The 15531-nt window shown below is 70.7% G+C and carries 13 protein-coding genes and 1 pseudogene; 3 read left to right on the forward strand and 11 right to left on the reverse strand.

The features are described 5' to 3' along the window. Nucleotides 1-104 (forward strand): annotated as a pseudogene (locus tag JJB11_RS25950) (IS110 family transposase); the annotation flags it as partial. A gap of 138 nt (nt 105-242) precedes the next feature. Here JJB11_RS25950 and JJB11_RS09475 read toward each other — a convergent pair. From JJB11_RS09475 to JJB11_RS09490, 4 genes are read right to left on the reverse strand one after another with little or no spacing between them, the layout of a single operon-like run. Continuing rightward, nucleotides 243-1229 (reverse strand): tripartite tricarboxylate transporter substrate binding protein, encoded by a 987-nt coding sequence (locus JJB11_RS09475; protein WP_201169221.1) that lies wholly within the window; start codon nt 1227-1229, stop codon nt 243-245. A gap of 40 nt (nt 1230-1269) precedes the next feature. Beyond that, a complete protein-coding gene (locus JJB11_RS09480; protein WP_201169223.1) occupies nt 1270-2301 on the reverse strand; it encodes a hydroxyacid dehydrogenase in 1032 nt (343 codons plus the stop codon). Between the two features lie 2 nt (nt 2302-2303). Continuing rightward, nucleotides 2304-2981 (reverse strand): RraA family protein, encoded by a 678-nt coding sequence (locus tag JJB11_RS09485; protein ID WP_201169225.1) that lies wholly within the window; start codon nt 2979-2981, stop codon nt 2304-2306. A 45-nt stretch (nt 2982-3026) separates the two neighbouring features. Continuing rightward, the gene (locus JJB11_RS09490; protein WP_201169227.1) at nt 3027-4259 is read right to left on the reverse strand and encodes an alpha-hydroxy acid oxidase; all 1233 of its coding nucleotides are present in this window, start codon (nt 4257-4259) and stop codon (nt 3027-3029) included. An 87-nt stretch (nt 4260-4346) separates the two neighbouring features. Between JJB11_RS09490 and JJB11_RS09495 the strand changes: the two genes are divergently transcribed. Both JJB11_RS09495 and JJB11_RS09500 read left to right on the forward strand, forming a co-directional pair. Further along, nucleotides 4347-5243, forward strand: coding sequence for a LysR family transcriptional regulator (locus JJB11_RS09495; RefSeq protein ID WP_201169230.1), 897 nt, complete (start codon nt 4347-4349; stop codon nt 5241-5243). A 59-nt stretch (nt 5244-5302) separates the two neighbouring features. Continuing rightward, nucleotides 5303-6199, forward strand: a complete 897-nt coding sequence (locus tag JJB11_RS09500; protein WP_201169232.1) for an NAD(P)-dependent oxidoreductase — start codon at nt 5303-5305, stop codon at nt 6197-6199. Nucleotides 6200-6437: 238 nt separating this feature from the next. On the opposite strand, the gene JJB11_RS09505 is transcribed toward JJB11_RS09500, so the two are convergent. The 7 genes from JJB11_RS09505 to JJB11_RS09535 are packed head-to-tail and all read right to left on the reverse strand — an operon-like array spanning nt 6438 to nt 15448. Next, a complete protein-coding gene (locus JJB11_RS09505; RefSeq protein ID WP_201169234.1) occupies nt 6438-7100 on the reverse strand; it encodes a class II aldolase/adducin family protein in 663 nt (220 codons plus the stop codon). Next, nucleotides 7097-8365, reverse strand: a complete 1269-nt coding sequence (gene otnK / locus JJB11_RS09510; RefSeq protein ID WP_201169244.1) for a 3-oxo-tetronate kinase — start codon at nt 8363-8365, stop codon at nt 7097-7099. The genes JJB11_RS09505 and otnK overlap by 4 nt, the downstream gene beginning before the upstream one ends. 19 nt (nt 8366-8384) lie before the next feature. Next, nucleotides 8385-8972, reverse strand: a complete 588-nt coding sequence (locus JJB11_RS09515) for a lipocalin/fatty acid-binding family protein (RefSeq protein WP_201964736.1) — start codon at nt 8970-8972, stop codon at nt 8385-8387. 20 nt (nt 8973-8992) lie between these two features. Then, a complete protein-coding gene (locus JJB11_RS09520) occupies nt 8993-11227 on the reverse strand; it encodes a hybrid sensor histidine kinase/response regulator (protein WP_201169258.1) in 2235 nt (744 codons plus the stop codon). Further along, a complete protein-coding gene (locus tag JJB11_RS09525) occupies nt 11224-11679 on the reverse strand; it encodes a GNAT family N-acetyltransferase (protein WP_201964737.1) in 456 nt (151 codons plus the stop codon). Before JJB11_RS09525 ends, JJB11_RS09520 begins: the two co-directional genes overlap by 4 nt. Nucleotides 11680-11705: 26 nt before the next feature. Continuing rightward, nucleotides 11706-14765 (reverse strand): FAD-binding and (Fe-S)-binding domain-containing protein, encoded by a 3060-nt coding sequence (locus JJB11_RS09530; protein ID WP_201169269.1) that lies wholly within the window; start codon nt 14763-14765, stop codon nt 11706-11708. Continuing rightward, a complete protein-coding gene (locus JJB11_RS09535; protein ID WP_201169272.1) occupies nt 14762-15448 on the reverse strand; it encodes a GntR family transcriptional regulator in 687 nt (228 codons plus the stop codon). The genes JJB11_RS09530 and JJB11_RS09535 overlap by 4 nt, the downstream gene beginning before the upstream one ends. Between the last annotated feature and the right edge of the window lie 83 nt (nt 15449-15531).

A 15531-nucleotide genomic window follows, 5' to 3' on the forward strand; every position in this document is an offset into this window, starting at 1 on the left:
CAAAGAAGCTCGTTCTCGGAGCTCTGATGCGCAAGCTGGTGGCGATCGCCTACGGAGTGTTGAAATCCGGACTTCCATTCAATCCGGCACTCCACTCCGCTTGACGGAGAACACAGTATCTACAGGGAGTCCGTAGGCCGGCGTTCAGCGCAACACGATGCGTAGGCTGGCGGTGAGCGCAGCGAACCCCAGCAGTTCGTCCACGCGATGGGTAGGCTGGCGGTGAGCGCAGCGAACCCCAGCTACTTCGCCCCGTTCTCTCCCCAGGGCATCTCCTTCCACAGCTGCTTGAACGAGGCCTCGGTGGTCTTCAGCTCCGCCTCGTACTTCGCCGGCGGCAGGTAGCGCAGCGGCGCGAACGCCGCCGCGGCTTTCGCCTGGAACTCCGGATCGTTCGCGGCCTTCTGCACCGCGCTGGCCAGCTGCTCCTTCACCGCAGCCGGCAGGCCCTTGGGCGCAGCGATGCCGCGCAGCGAAGCCATCACGATGTCGAAGCCCTGTTCCTTGAACGTGGGCAGGCCGGGCGCGAGGTTGGTGCGCGCCGCGCTCATCTGGCCGAGGTTGTGCATGGGCGAGCCGCCCTTCTCGTACTGCATCGCCTCGCCCACGTTCATGGATGCCATGAAGATCTGCTTGCCCACCACGCCCTGGTGCACTTCGGAGGCGCCCTTGAACGGCACGTGCGTGAGCTGCACGCCGGCGGCGCGCTCGAACAGCATCGCCGCCAGGTGGTCGTCCGAGCCGATGCCGGTGGTGCCGTAGGTCACCTTGCCCGGATTGGCCTTGGCGTACGCGACCAGCTCGCCGAGGTTCCTGATCGGCGTGTCGTTGTGGACGGAGAAGTTGCCCGGGTCGTCGATCACGTTGCCCAGCAGGTCGTAGCCGGTCCAATGGAAATTCGACTTGCGCTCGATCGGGATGGTCAGCACGTTGGGCGTGTTGATGAAGCCGATCGTGTAGCCGTCCGCCGGCGCGTTGGCCAGTTCGGCAAAGCCGATGCCGCCGCCGGCGCCGGACCGGTTCACCACGACGATGGACGCGTTGTTGCCCAGGTACCTGGCGATGTACGGAGCGATCAGTCGCGCGGTGAGGTCGGTGCCGCCGCCGGGCGCGTAGGCCACGATCATGCGGATCGGCTGCTCGGGATACGCAGCTTGCGCCGCGACGGCGACCGCCGTGAGCGCGAGCGCAGGCAGCAAGCGGCGCAGCAGGGTGGGCAGGTACTTCATCGACGTGTCTCCTCTTGGTTTCGGACTCTTGGCGGGGTGCTCAGGGCAGGATGCGCGCGCGCCGCTCCTGGTAGGCGGGCCACACCTCCGGGTTCACCAGGCGCGGCGGCCGGCCGCCGGCCAGCAGCAGTGCGATCTGGTCGGCCGACATCGCGGCGACGTCGCGCCGGCATTCGTGCGTGACGCCCGCGGTATGGAAGGTGGCGTACACGTTCTCCATGGCCAGAAGGGGATGGTCCAGCGGCGGCGGTTCGCGGTCCCACACGTCGACGCCCGCGCCGGCCAGGTGGCCCGAACGCAAGGCCTCGACCAGCGCCTGTTCGTCGTGGATGCCGCCGCGCGCCGTCGTGATGAACAGCGCCCCCTTCTTCATGCGGGCGAAGGCGCGCGCATCGATCATCTTCAGCGTGGTCGCGTCGCGCGGGCAATGGAGGGACACCACGTCCGCTTCGGCCAGCAGCTGGTCCAGCGTGACCGGACGGGCGCCGCGCCGCGTGATCTCCTCGGGTGCGAGATAGGGATCGGCGGCGATCACCTCTAGGCCGAAGGCGCGGGCCAGCGCCGCCACGCGCGTGCCCACGTGGCCGATGCCCACCAGGCCCAGCGTCTGGCCGCGCAGCTCGTGGCCCATGATCTGTTCGCGCGTGAAGCCGGTCTCGCGCCGCATGCGCTTGTCGCATTCGATCATGCGCCGCGACAGCGACAGCATCATCGCGAGCGTGTGTTCCGCGACCGAGGCGGCGTTGCCGCCCGCCTGGTTCACCACCGCGACGCCGGCGGCGGTGCAGGCGGGGACGTCCACGGTGTCGTAGCCTGCGCCGCTGGACGAGACGCACAGCAGTTGCGGGCAGCGTGCCAGCAGCTCGCCGGTGACGAACCATTCGCGCGGCAGTTCATCCTTCGCCGCCGAGACGTGGTACACGTGCGCTGCCGCGAGCAGGTCCCAGGCCACGGCGGGGTTGCCGCGGCTGGGGAACACCGCGAGCGCCACGCCCGCTTCCTGCTGCAGTCGGCGGTCGAAGGCAGGGTCGATCCACAGGTCCGTGCGGACCACGCGTCGCGAGGCAGCCATGGTCAGCGCGGCGTCGGGTCGCAACCCAGCGCCTTCAGGCGCGCATCGACCCACGCGGTGTCGTGCTTGCCGGCGCGGATGTTGGCGATGGTCTTCTGTTCCAGCGCCACCTTGTCGCGCGATGCCGCGAGCACCTGCTCCACATCGTCATAGGGCACGCACAGCAGGCCATCGGCGTCGCCGAGCATCAGGTCGCCCGGCTGGATCACCATGCCGTCGAGGGCGATCGGAACGTTGATCTCGCCGGGGCCGTCCTTGTAGGGACCGCGATGCGTCACGCCGGCCGCGTAGATCGGGAAGCTGCCCGCGGCGATCACGTCGATGTCGCGCACCGCGCCGTTCAGCACGATGCCCGCGATCTTGCGGGTCACCGCGTACGACAGCATCAGCTCGCCGAACAGCGAGTTGGTGAGGTCACCGCCGGCGTCCACCACGATGACGTCGCCGGGCTGCGCCAGGTCCAGCGCCTTGTGGATCATCAGGTTGTCGCCGGGGCGGCACTTGACCGTCAGGGCCGGCCCGCCGAGGCGGCCCCCCTTGTGCATCGGGCGCAGGCGCGGGCCGCCCGCGGTCAGGCGCGTCATGCAATCGCTGACGTTGGCCACGGGAATGTCCGCGAAGGCCTGCACGTAGCGGGCGTCCACCTGGCGGCGGCGCTGGAGGATCTGGAAACCGACCATGTTCTGTGTCCGGGAGTGGGAGGAAGAGGGTGACTGTACGCGGGGCTAGCGGCCGGCCGGGACGAGGTAGCTGGCGTCGAGCTCGTGCAGCTCGGTGACGCCCAGCATCGCCATGTTGCGCGAGACTTCGTCACGCAGCAGCCCGATGCCCTTGCGCACCCCGGCTTCGCCAGCGACCGAAGCGGCGTAGTTGAACGGGCGGCCGATGAAGACGAAGCTCGCGCCGAGCGCCAGTGCCTTGAGCACGTCGGTGCCGCGCCGGAAGCCGCTGTCGATCATCACGGGCGTGCCCCGGCAGACCGCGACGATGCCGGGCAGCACCTTCAGCGGCGGCACAGTGCCATCGAGCTGGCGGCCGCCGTGGTTGGAAACGATGATGCCGTCCGCGCCGACGCCGATGGCCAGGCGCGCATCGCGCACGTCGAGGATGCCCTTGACCACCAGCTGCCCCGGCCACAGGCGGCGCACCATGCGCAGGTGCTCCCACGTGAGATGGCCGCGATCGGAGAAATCGCGCTGCACCGTGGCGGACAGGATGGGCGCGCCGCGGCGTGCGAAGTTGTTCTCGAAGTGCGGCATCCCATGCTGCGCGATCGTGCGCAGGAAGGTGCCGAAGGTCCAGCGCGGATGCGTGAGGCCTTGCCAGGCCAGCGCCAGGCTGGGCCGCAGCGGCGTCGAGAAGCCGGCGCGGATGTTGTTCTCGCGATTGGAGGCGATCGACGAGTCCACCGTGATCACGAGCGTGCGGAAGCCCGCGATCCGCACGCGTGCGATCAGCGCCTGCATCTCGCTCTCCACGCCGGGCAGGTAGGCCTGGAACCAGGCATCGGGATTGGCCTGAACGACCTCCTCCATGCGGATCAGCGATGAGCCGCTCATGATCATCGGCACGTTCTCCGCGCGCGCGGCCTGCGCCAGCACGAGGTCCCCGCGGTACGCCGACAGGGCGCTGATGCCCATGGGCGCGATGCCGAACGGCGCCGACCAGCGCCGGCCCAGCAGCGAGGTCGCCGTCGTGCGGCGGGACATGTCGACCAGCATGCGAGGCAGGAATTCGTACTGCTCGAACGACGCCGCGTTGGCGCGCAGCGAGGCGTTGCGTTCGACCGCGCCGCTGACGTAGGCGAACACGGGCGCGGGCAGGTGGCGGCGCGCGGCGCGCTCGAAGTCGTCGAGCGAGAGCACGTGGCCCAGGCGGGCGGGCAGGCGCAGGGCGGGAACGACCGGGGTGTCGGGGAGCGCGGGAGCCGTCGCTGCGGCGGAGGGTTCGATCTGCATGGGAGCGCGCCAGTGTGGCGCGCCAGCGGCGCGCGCGTCCAATACATAATCGGGCTTCGATTGATGCCGCACGGGCATCGCCAAAGAATGATCGACCTGCGCCAGCTCCGCTACTTCCAGGCCGTGGCCGAAGATCTGCACTTCGGCCGCGCCGCCGCGCGCCTGGCGATCGCACAGCCTGCGCTCTCGCGGCAGATCCAGCAGATCGAACGGGAACTGGGCACGCCGCTGCTGCGGCGCACGCAGCGGCGGGTCGAACTGTTGCCGGCCGGCGCGCTGCTGCTGGAGCGCAGCCGGTCCATCCAGCAGGAACTCGCGCGGACGGTCGCGGACGTGCGCCGGACCGGCGCCGGCGAGCTCGGCAAGCTGACGCTGGGCTTCATCCACTCCTCCACCTACGGGCTGCTGCCCAGCGTGATCCGGCGCTTCCGCCAGCTCTATCCCGGCATCGAGCTGGAACTGCACGAGCTGCCGATCACGACGCAGCACGCGGCGCTGATGCGCGGGACCATCGACCTCGGGCTGCTGCGCGTGCAGGCCGTCCCCGCCGAACTGGAGCAAGTCCCCGTGCTCGCGGATCCCTTCGTGCTGGCGGTCCCGGCGCGCCATCCGCTCGCGGGGCGCGAGCGCGTGCGGCTGAAGCAGGTGGCGGGCGAGCCGTTCGTGCTGTTCAACCAGGCCGAGGCGCCGCTGCTGCACGATCGCGTGCAGGCCTTGTGCGAGCAGGCCGGCTTCCAGCCGCACGTGGTGCAGCGGGCGACCCAGTTGCACACGATGGTGGGCCTGGTCGGTGGCGGCCTCGGCGTCGCCGTGGTGCCGGCCTCGGCGCGCAACCTGCACCCGAAGCAGGTGCGCTTCCTGCAGATCGCCGACAAGGCCGAGCCGCTGCAGATCGCGCTGGCCTGGCGGCGCGCGCACGAGACGCCGGCGATCCGGTCCTTCCGCAAGGTCACGCAGGACGTGGCCGCCGCGCTGACGCCGTGAAGGCATGATGGGCGGTGCCGCGCCTCGACTCGCGCACAACAGCAATGACAGGAGACACCATGACGCAGCCATTCGGCAAGAACGATCCCATCGGCTTCATCGGCCTCGGGGTGATGGGCAAGGGCATGGCCTTGTGCCTGCGCCGCGCAGGCCATGCGCTGCACGTGTTCGCACGCAGCGATGCGCCCGCGCAGGCGCTCGTCGCTGCCGGTGCGCAACGCGCCGCCTCCCCGGCGGAGGTGGGCCGCGCGAGCCGGCTGGTGTTCCTGTGCGTGTCGGACGACGCCGCCGTCGAGGCCGTGCTGTTCGGGCCGCAGGGGCTGGCGCAGGGGTTGGCCGCCGGCAGCATCGTCGTCGACACCAGCACCATTGCCGCGGACGCGGCGCGGCGCTTCGCGCAGCGCCTGCATGCGCAGGGCGTGAGCTATCTCGACGCACCCATCAGCGGCGGCCAGCAAGGCGCCGAGGCAGGCACGCTGGCCTGCATGATCGGCGGTCCCGCCGAAGCGGTGGACGCCTGCCGCGAGGTGATGCAGTCCTTCTGCAAGACGATCACGCACGTCGGCGACGTCGGTGCCGGCCAGACCGTCAAGGCCTGCAACCAGGTGGCGGTGGCCGGCGCGATGCTGGGCGTGGCCGACGCGATCGCGCTCGCACTGGCACAGGGCGTCGATCCGAAGCTGATGCGCGAGGTGGTCCTGGGCGGCACCGGCCGCAGCTTCGCGCTGGAGCGCCATGGCCAGCGCATCATCGATGGCGACTTCCAGCCGGGCTTTCGCGCGCGGTTGATGCGCAAGGACCTGCGCATCGCGCTGGAGACCGCCCGCGCGGGCGGCGCGCAGTTGCAGGGCGCGGCACTCGCCGAGCAGCTCGTGGGCGAGCTGTGCGACAGCGGCCGCGGGGAGCTGGACTGGAACGTGCTGGGAAAGCTGGTGCAGGAGAAGGGCGGGCGGTGAGCGCACCCAGGCTGGCGTGAGCCACCGGGCCACTGTTCTCGTAGGCTGGCGGCGAGCGGCGCAGCCGCGAACCCCAGCGATGAGGAAGCCAGCAAAGCTGGGGTTCGCTGCGCTCACCTGCGGCGGCCGGCGGCCGCCCCAGCCTACATGCTGGCGTGAGCCTCCCAGCCACCGAGCCACTGTTCTCGTAGGCTGGCGGTGAGCGGCGCAGCCGCGAACCCCAGCACGATCCCCAACGCTACCAGCTCGCCCCGAAGCTGCGGCGCAGTTCCTCGATGGCGTCGTCCCCCAGCGGCGCGGGCGGCGCCGGGCTCAGTTGCCACAGCTTCGCGGTCTCTTCCAGCTCCTCCAGCACCGCCATCGCCTGCGCCGGCGAGCCGTGCCACACATTGGGCCCGAGCCGGCTCAGCATGACGGCGCGGATGGGCGTGCCCTGCTGGTGGTAGCGGGCGACCAGGGCCGCGACGAGATCGGCGACCCGCGGATCGCCGGGCCGGTGATAGGGTACGACCGGCACGTGGCCGACCTTCATCACGAAGTAGGGCGTGATCGGCGGCAGCAGCTCCGGTCCCGGGTCGCGCAGCGTGAGCGCCACGCAATGCGTGCTGTGCGTGTGGATCACGCAGGCGACCGGTGCGCCCAGCGCCGCCTGTGCCTCGTAGATGCGCCGGTGCAAGGCGAGCGTCTTGCTCGCCGGCGCGCCCGAGCGCTGCGTGCCTTGCAGGTCCACCCGTGCGAGCTGCGCCGGGTCGAGGAAGCCCAGGCAGGCATCGGTCGGAGTGATCAGGAAACCGTCGTCGAGCCGCACGCTGATGTTGCCCGCGGTGGCGTGCACGTAGCCGCGCTCGAACAGCGAGCGGCCGATGCGGCAGATCTCCTCGCGTGCGGCGTGCTCGTTCATGCGAGCGGGGCGAAGGCCTTGGTGAAGAAATCGGTCGCGCCGAAGTTGCCGGACTTCAGCGCGAGATGCACGCTGCGCCCGCACGCCTCGGCCTGCGCCTCGCACCAGGGCACGCCCGGATCGATCTGCGGGCCGATGCGCATCTGCCGCACGCCCAGTGCCTGCACGGCCGCGCCGGAAGTCTCACCTCCGGCGACGACGAGCCGTCCGACGCCGCGCTCCACCAGCCCGCGCGCGACGGCCGCCAGTGCCTTCTCCACCATCGCTCCGGCTTCGCCGACGCCGAGTCGCTGCTGCACGGCCTGCACCGACTCCGGTGGCGCGCTGGAATACACCAGTACGGGTTGCGCGCCCAGCCGCGGCGTGGCCCAGGCCAGCGCCTCGTTCACGACGTCGCGTCCGCCGGCGATCTGCAGCGGATCCAGCGCGAGCGCCGGCAGGCCGCGGGCGATGAAGTCGGCGACCTGCTGGTTGGTGGCGACCGAGCAGCTGCCCGACACGACGGCGGTCATGCCCTCCGCTGGTGGCAGGGCGGCTGCGCCGGCCGAAGGCGTGAGGCCGTGGTTCTGCGGCAGCCCGATGGCGACGCCGGAGCCTGCGACCACCAGCGGCATGTCCGCGATGGCGCGCCCGAGGTGCATCAGGTCCTCGTTGTCCAGCGCGTCCACGATGGCGAAACGCACGCCCTCGTCCTGCAGCTGGCGGATGCGCGCGTGAATGGGCGCCGCGCCGCCGCGCACGACGCGATGATCGATGAGCGCCACCTTGCCGCGCGCCTGCGCCTGCATGACGCGCACCAGGTTCGCATCGGTCATGGGCGTGAGCGGGTGGTTGCGCATGCCCGAGTCGCTCAGGAGCACGTCGCCCACGAACAGGTGGCCCTTGTACACGGTGCGCGCGTTCTCGGGGAAGGCCGGCGTCACGCAGCAGAAGGAGCAGCCCAGCGCGTCCAGCAGCGCCTCCGCGACCGGCCCGATGTTGCCCTGCGGGGTCGAGTCGAAGGTGGAGCAGACCTTGAAGTAGAACTGGCGCGCGCCCTGCGCCTGCAGCCAGCGCTGCGCGGCGAGCGACTGCGCGGCCGCCTCGGCCGCGGGAATGGTGCGCGACTTGAGCGCCACCACGACGGCGTCGGCGTCGGGCGCCGCACCTTCGGGCACGCCGATGGTCTGCACCACACGCATGCCCGCGCGCACGAGGTTGTTGGCGAGGTCGGTGGCGCCGGTGAAATCATCGGCGATGCAGCCCAGCTTGAGGGTGGAAGTCATCCTGCTCCGTTCACGAACGTCAGTACGGCGGCGCGAAGCCGTTGCGGCCCGCGCTGATGCGCGTGACCGTGGGTTGGCCGGCGATCTCCTGCGCCGTCAGCGAGACGGCGCTGCCCACCGTGAGCAGGCTGCGATCGCCGGGGTGGAAGCTCACGATCGGCGTGCCTGGCGCCACCACGATCAGCTGCTCGCCGCCGGGATAGCGCAGGCGCAGGTGCTCGCCGTCCGGGGTGGCGGCGACGTCAGCGACCGTGGCATTGGTCATCGTGCCTTGTGGCACGAAGTCGAAGGGCCGGTGCCCTTCGCCCGTGCCGCGCATGGACTCGGGGAACAGCGTGACGGCGATCGCCTTCTGCGAGCCATCGGCCTGCGGGATGGCGCCCACCCCCACGAAGCTGCCAGCCTGGATGTCGGCCAGCTGCACCGGATAGACCTCGGTCACGCCGAGGTTGGATGCAATGGCCAGTTCCACGCGGTCGCCATTGCGCTGGCGCAGCACCAGCGTCGTGGGCGACAGCGCCTCCACGGTGCCGCGCAGGCGCACGCCGGCGCGGGCCTGTGCGAGCGCGCTGCTGCCGGCCACGGCCAGCATCACGAAGGCAAGCATTCGACGTCGGTTCGGCATCTTCAGGCTTTCTGTCGTTCCAGTCCCAGTTGCACGGCGTTCAGCAGGGCGTCCGGCGAGGCCGGCTTGACCAGGTGCTGCGCGAAGCCCGCGGACCGCGCTTTCTCCACGTCCGCGGACGTGCCGTAACCCGTGAGCGCGACCATGTGGCAGTGGCTGCAATTGTGGTGCGCACGCACGCGCTGCGCCAGCTCGTAGCCACTCATGCCCGGCAGGCCGATGTCCAGCACCGCCACGTCGGGCCGGAAGGAGTCCAGCAAGGTGAGCGCGACGCCCGGATCGTAGGCCACCTTGACCTCGTAGCCGGAGAGCTCCAGCAGCGCCGCGGCGGTGTCGGCCGCATCGTGGTTGTCGTCCACCAGCAGGATGCGGCCCTTGCCGGCCGGCAAGGCGGCGGACCCGCGCGCCTGCGCGCTGGCCTCGGGCACAGCGATGGTGGGCAGGCGCACGACGAAGCAGCTGCCCCGGCCGGCGCCGCTGCTCGTGGCGGCCACGGTGCCGCCATGCATCTCCACCAGGCTGCGCACGATCGCCAGGCCCAGTCCCAGGCCGCCGCGCGCGCGGTCGCTCTCCTGCGGTGCCTGGTAGAACAGGTCGAAGATGTGCTCCAGCACGTCCGGCGGCATGCCGGTGCCGTCGTCCAGCACCGTGATCTCGGCCTGGTCGCCCTGGGCGCGCAGGCGCAGCGCGATGTGGCCTTCGGTGCCGGTGAACTTGATCGCGTTGCCCAGCAGGTTGTTCAGGACCTGCGCCAGCCGCACTTCGTCGCCCGACACCCACAGGTCCTCGGCATCGGGCGCGACGTCCACGTCCAGGCGGCGCAGTCCCAGCACCGGCTGCAGCGCCTCGGCCGCGTGCCGCACGAGGTTGGCCAGGCGCAGCGGCTGCACGCGCATGGCCAGCCGCTTGCCGGTGATGCGCGAGACGTCCAGCAGGTCGTCGACCAGCCGCTTCATGTGCGCGACCTGCCGCTCCATCACCTCGCGCTCGCCGCGCGTGGCGGGGTCGCCCTTGCGCGCCATGAGGTGCAGCGCGGTGGCCATGGGCGCGAGCGGGTTGCGCAACTCGTGCCCGAGCATGGCCAGGAATTCGTCCTTGCTGCGGCCCGCGTCCTCGGCGCGCCGCAGCGCCTCGGTCACGCGCGCCAGCAGCATCTCGCGTTCGGCTTCGGCCGCGCGCCGTTCGCGCGCGGCGCGTTCGCGGTCGGCCGAGGCGAGCTCCAGCGCTTCGCCCACGCGTTCCAGTTCCGCGATGCCCAGGGTGCCGACGTGCACGTGCTCGCCGTGGCCCAGCGTGCTCGCCGCCGCCTCCAGCCGCTCGATCGGCTCGCTGACGTCGCGCGCGAAGTGCCACGCGACGAAGGCAGCCAGCCCGAGCGATGCCAGCAGTCCCGCCGTGAAGGCTCCGACGACGCCGAGCATGCCCCGTTCGGCATCCTCCACCGACAGGCCGGTGGCGATCACCCACTGTGAATTCGCCAGGCGCACGTAGCCGGTGCGGCTGCGCACGCCTTCGAGCGTGGTCGTGGTGCTCACGCCTTCCGCGTGGCCCTGGCGCAGCACCGACTCCAGCGAAGGCGAGGGCCGGGGCGAGCTGTTCAGCCGCGAGCGCGCCACGCGCTGCAGCTTCTGGTCGAACACGGCCACCACCGAGGTGTTCGGCAGGTGCTGGCGCTCCACCACGGAATTGATGCGTTCCACCGGAACGATCGCGGACAGCACGTACTGCAGCTGCCCGTCGACGGTGACCGGCACGCGCACGGCGAACGCGGGGCCGCGCCGGAAGCTCCCTTCGGCGACCGGTCCCACCGCCGGCTGGCCGGTCACGATCACGCGCTGCAGGCTCTCTGGCTCTACCGCCTGGGGGGCGGCTTCGTGCACATCGAGCGCGGAGCTTTGCAGCACCCGCCCTTTGGCGTCCGCCAGCGTGATGGTGCGCCAGCCTTGCCGCTGCGCGATGCGGGCCGCGAGCGCGTGGAACTCGTCCAGGCGTTGCGGCACGAGCTCGCCGGAAGCCGCCAGGCTCTGCAGGATCCCCGTCGTGGCCTCCAGTTCGGCGTCGACCGCGGTCGCCAGCGCCCGCGACATGGCCAGCGCGGCCTGCTGCGTGTCGTGCTCGCGCTCGCGGGACAGATAGGCGAGCACCATGACGGCCACCAGCGCCAGCGGCAGCAGCCCGCTGGCAGCCAGCAGGAACAGCCGGAAGCGCAGCGTACGGCCTGCGCCCTGGGCTTTCATCGCTGCCGGATGACGTAGCGGACGAAGCCGTCCGCGGTGGCAAAGCGGTCGTAAAGGCGGCGCGCCGTCGCGTTGTCCCCATGCGTGACCCAGTACAGGCGTGCCCAGCCCTCGGCGCGCATCGCATTGCGCAGCCACTCCAGCAGGGCCGAGCCGATGCCGCGCCCGCGCGCCGCGGGCCGCACGAACAGGTCCTCCAGGTAGCACACCGGCTGCGTCTCCCAGGTGTTCTCGTGGACGACGCAATTGGCGAAGCCGTAGACCTGGCCTTCGACCTCGGCGACCACGCACATGATCTGCGAGTCGGGGTCGAGGATGCGCTTCCAGGTGCGGTCGGTGACCTCGGGGCCGACCTGCGCGTGGTAGAAGTCGCAGTAGCCCTTCCAGAGTTCGCGCCAGGCGGCTTCGTCGGAGGGCAGGGCGGCGCGGATCGTGCAGGGCGGGGTCGTCACCCGGTCATTGTGCCGCGCCGCCGGTTTCACAGCTGACGCGCAAGCAACACGGCGGCGTGCACGGCTTGGCGCTGCGCTCCGTCCTGGATCTGGTGCCGGCAGCTGGTGCCGTCGGCAACGACGATGGCGTCGGGCGCGGACCGCACCGCCGGCAGCAGGCTGAGCTCGGCCATCTGCAGGGAGATGGCGTGGTGGCTGGCCTCGTAGCCGAAGCTGCCCGCCATGCCGCAGCAGCTCGACTCGATCAGTTGCGGCTGCGCCCCCGGGATGAGCTTCAGCACCTCCAGCACCGGCGTGACGGCGCCGAAAGCCTTCTGGTGGCAGTGGCCGTGCACCAGCAGCGGGCCAGCCAGCGGCTTCAACCTCTGCTTCAGTGCGTCCAGCCGGCCGGCAGACGCTTCGCGGGCGAGGAACTCCTCCAGCAGCAAGGACTGCTGCGCGAGCACCTGCGCCCGGTCGCCGAAGCCCATCGTGACCAGTTCGTCGCGGAAGGACAGCAGGCAGGACGGCTCGAGGCCGACCACGGGAATGCCGCGCGCGGCGAGCGGATGCAGCGCATCCAGCAGCTCGGCGGCCTTGGCCTTCGCCTGGTCGACCATGCCGCTGGCGAGGTAGGTGCGGCCGCAGCACAGGTGCTTGCCGTCGGCGCCTTCCTTGCTCGCCACGTGCACGGTGTAGCCGGCGGCCTCCAGCACGGTGAGCGCGGCCTGCGCGTTCCCGGACTCGAAGAAGCCGTTGAAGGTGTCGACGAACAGGACCACGGGACGCGCGGCGGCGAGCAACTGCTCGCGCGTCGCGCCGCGTGCGCCGCCGTTGAAGAAGTGGCGGCTGTGCCAGGTGGGCAGGCTGCGCTGCGCGGACAAGCCCAGCAGCTTCTCGCCCAGCATGGCCAGCAGCGGGCTGCGATTGCGCAGGTTCAGCAGGCCGGCGAAGCGGCTGGCCATAGCGGCGTAGTCGGGCAGCTTGGCGATCAGCCGGTCCTGGAGCGACCAGCCGCGGAAGCGCCCGTGTTCGTGGCGCGCCTCGATCTTCATGCGCGCCATGTCCACGCCGGTGGGGCAGTCGCGCTTGCAGCCCTTGCAGCTCACGCAGAGGTCGAACGCCGCGCGCACTTCCTCGCTCGCGAGGCCATCCGCGCCGAGCTGCCCGCTCAGCGCCAGGCGCAGCGTGTTGGCGCGCCCGCGCGTGAGGTGCTGCTCGTCGCGCGTGACGCGGTAGCTGGGACACATGGTGCCGGCGTCGAACTTGCGGCAGTGGCCGTTGTTGTTGCACATCTCCACGGCCTTGGCCAGGCCGCGGGCGGGATCGCCGCCCGTGCCCGGCGCCGTGACGCGCTCGGTCGCCGGGTCGTTCTGCACGTCCCACGCGCTCCAGTCCAGCGCCGGCTGCAGCGGGATCACCCGGTAGCTGGGTGGAAAGCGCATGAGGCGCGTGTCGTCCATGCGCGGCGGATTGACGATGCGCTGCGGCGAGAGCAGGTCCAGCGGATCGAACATGCGCTTGATCTCGCCGAAGGCCGCGTCGATCGCCGGACCGAACTGCCAGCGGATCCACTCGCCGCGGCACAGGCCGTCGCCGTGCTCGCCGCTGTACGCGCCCTTGTACTTGCGCACCAGCGCGGAGGCTTCCTCGGCGATCGCCCGCATCGCGGGCGCGCCATTGCGCCGCATGTCCAGGATGGGCCGCACGTGCAGCGTGCCCACCGATGCGTGCGCGTACCAGGTGCCTTTGGTGCCGTGCTTGCGGAACACCTGCGTGAGCGCGTCGGTGTATTCGGCCAGCGACTCCAGCGGCACGGCGCAGTCCTCGATGAAGGAGACCGGTTTGCCGTCCCCCTTGAGGCTCATCATGATGTTGAGGCCGGCCTTGCGCACTTCCCACAAGGCCTTCTGCGGGCCTTCGTCGGGCATCAGCACCACCGAGCCGGGCAGGCCCAGGTCGCCCATCAGCTCCTCGAGCTGCGTGAGCTTGCGCAAGAGCGCGGCGCGGTCGCTGCCCGCGAACTCCACCAGCAGCACGGCGTCCGGCTGGCCGATGAGCGCGGAGCGTACCGTGGGCGCGAACGCCGGGTTCTGCAGCGACAGCTCGATCATCGTGCGGTCGACCAGTTCGACCGCGGTCAGCGTGCCGTCGCCCCCCAGCTTCACGATGTGCTGGGCCGAGTCCATCGCCTTGTAGAAGGTCGGGAAGTTCACCACGCCCAGCACCTTGGCGCGCGGCAGCTCCGACAGGCGCAGCTGCAGGCTGCGCGTGAGGGCCAGCGTGCCTTCGCTGCCCACCAGCAGGTGCGCCAGGTTGACGCTGCCGTCGGCGGTGTAGGGCCGCTCGTTCTGGTTGTGGAAGATGTCGAGGTTGTAGCCGGCCACGCGGCGCAGCACCTTGGGCCAGCGGGACTCGATCTCCGGGCGCAGCGTCCAGGCGAGTTCGCGCACGCGTTCGCCGAAAGCGCGCACCGCGCCGCTCGCCTCGTCGAAGCGGCCGAAGCGGTGCAGCTCGCCGTCGGAGGTCCACGCCTCGGCGCCCAGCACGTTGTGCACCATGTTGCCGTAGGCGATGCTGCGGCTGCCGCAGGAGTTGTTGCCCGCCATGCCGCCCAACGTGGCCTGCGCCGCGGTCGACACGTCGACGGGATACCACAGGCCGGTCTTCTTCAGCTGCGCGTTGAGGTGGTCCAGCACGATGCCGGGCTCCACCGTGGCGGTGCGCTTCTCGGCGTCCACCTCCAGCACCTGGCGCACGTGCTTGGAGAAATCGATCACGAGGCCCGCGCCCACCGTCTGGCCGCACTGGCTGGTGCCGCCGCCGCGCGGGACGACGGGCACGTGCAGGTCACGGCAGATGTCGAGGGCGATGCGAGCGTCTTCGGCCGTCTTGGGCACGAACACGCCGATCGGCGTCACCTGGTAGATCGACGCGTCGGTGGCATAGCGGCCGCGGTCGGCGGCCGAGAACAGCACCTCGCCGCGCGTTTCGCTCGCGAGCCGCTGCGCCAGCCGGCCGGCAACCTCGTTGCTGGCGCGCGCGACGCTGTCATAGGCGCTGCCGGATCGCGCGGGGCCGACAGCGATGGGGATGCGCGCGTTCATGCGGCGCCCTGCTTCTTCGCTTCCTCGCGCAGCTGCTCCAGCACCACGTCGCGCTTGTTGCGCAGGTGCGCCTGCAACACGTCGCGCATCGCCGCGCCGTCGTGCGCGGCCAGGGCCTCGATCATCTTTTCGTGTTCCTTCACGGCGCGCTTCCATTTCTCGCCGTCCTGGTTGGAGCGGAAGCGCAGGGCCTGCAGGCGGGCGTTGACCTGCTGGTAGACCTGCGAGAGCACCGGGTTCTTGGCGGCGGCGCTGATGGCGGCGTGGATGCGCGCGTTGAGCTGGTAATAGCCGGAGAGGTCGCGCCGCGTGTAGGTGGCCATCATCTCGAACTGCATGGCCTGGATCTCGGCCAGTTCCGCCGGCGTGATGCGTTGCGCGGCCAGCTCGCCGGTCATGCCTTCCAGCCCCGCCATCACCTCGAAGGTGTTCAGGATGTCGGCCTCGCCCAGGGACACGGCGATGGCGCCGCGGTGCGGCAGCAGTTCGACCAGGCCCTCGGCCGCGAGCATCTTGATGGCCTCGCGCAACGGGGTGCGCGACACGTGGAGGAGCTCGGAGAGCTCGCGCTCATTGAGCTTGGCGCCGGGGGCGATGCGGCCTTCGACCAGCATCTGGCGCAGGCGCTGCGCCACCTGCTCGTGCAGGGCGGCGCGCGGGATGGAGATCACTTCCGCTGTCATTCCGCCATTTTGTATGCAAACTTATCGCGCCACAAGGGAATTCCTTAGAGGTAAATGCTTGACATGGGAATTTTGTATGCAAA

This window comes from Ramlibacter ginsenosidimutans (assembly GCF_016654015.1).
Lineage (GTDB): Bacteria > Pseudomonadota > Gammaproteobacteria > Burkholderiales > Burkholderiaceae_C > Ramlibacter > Ramlibacter ginsenosidimutans.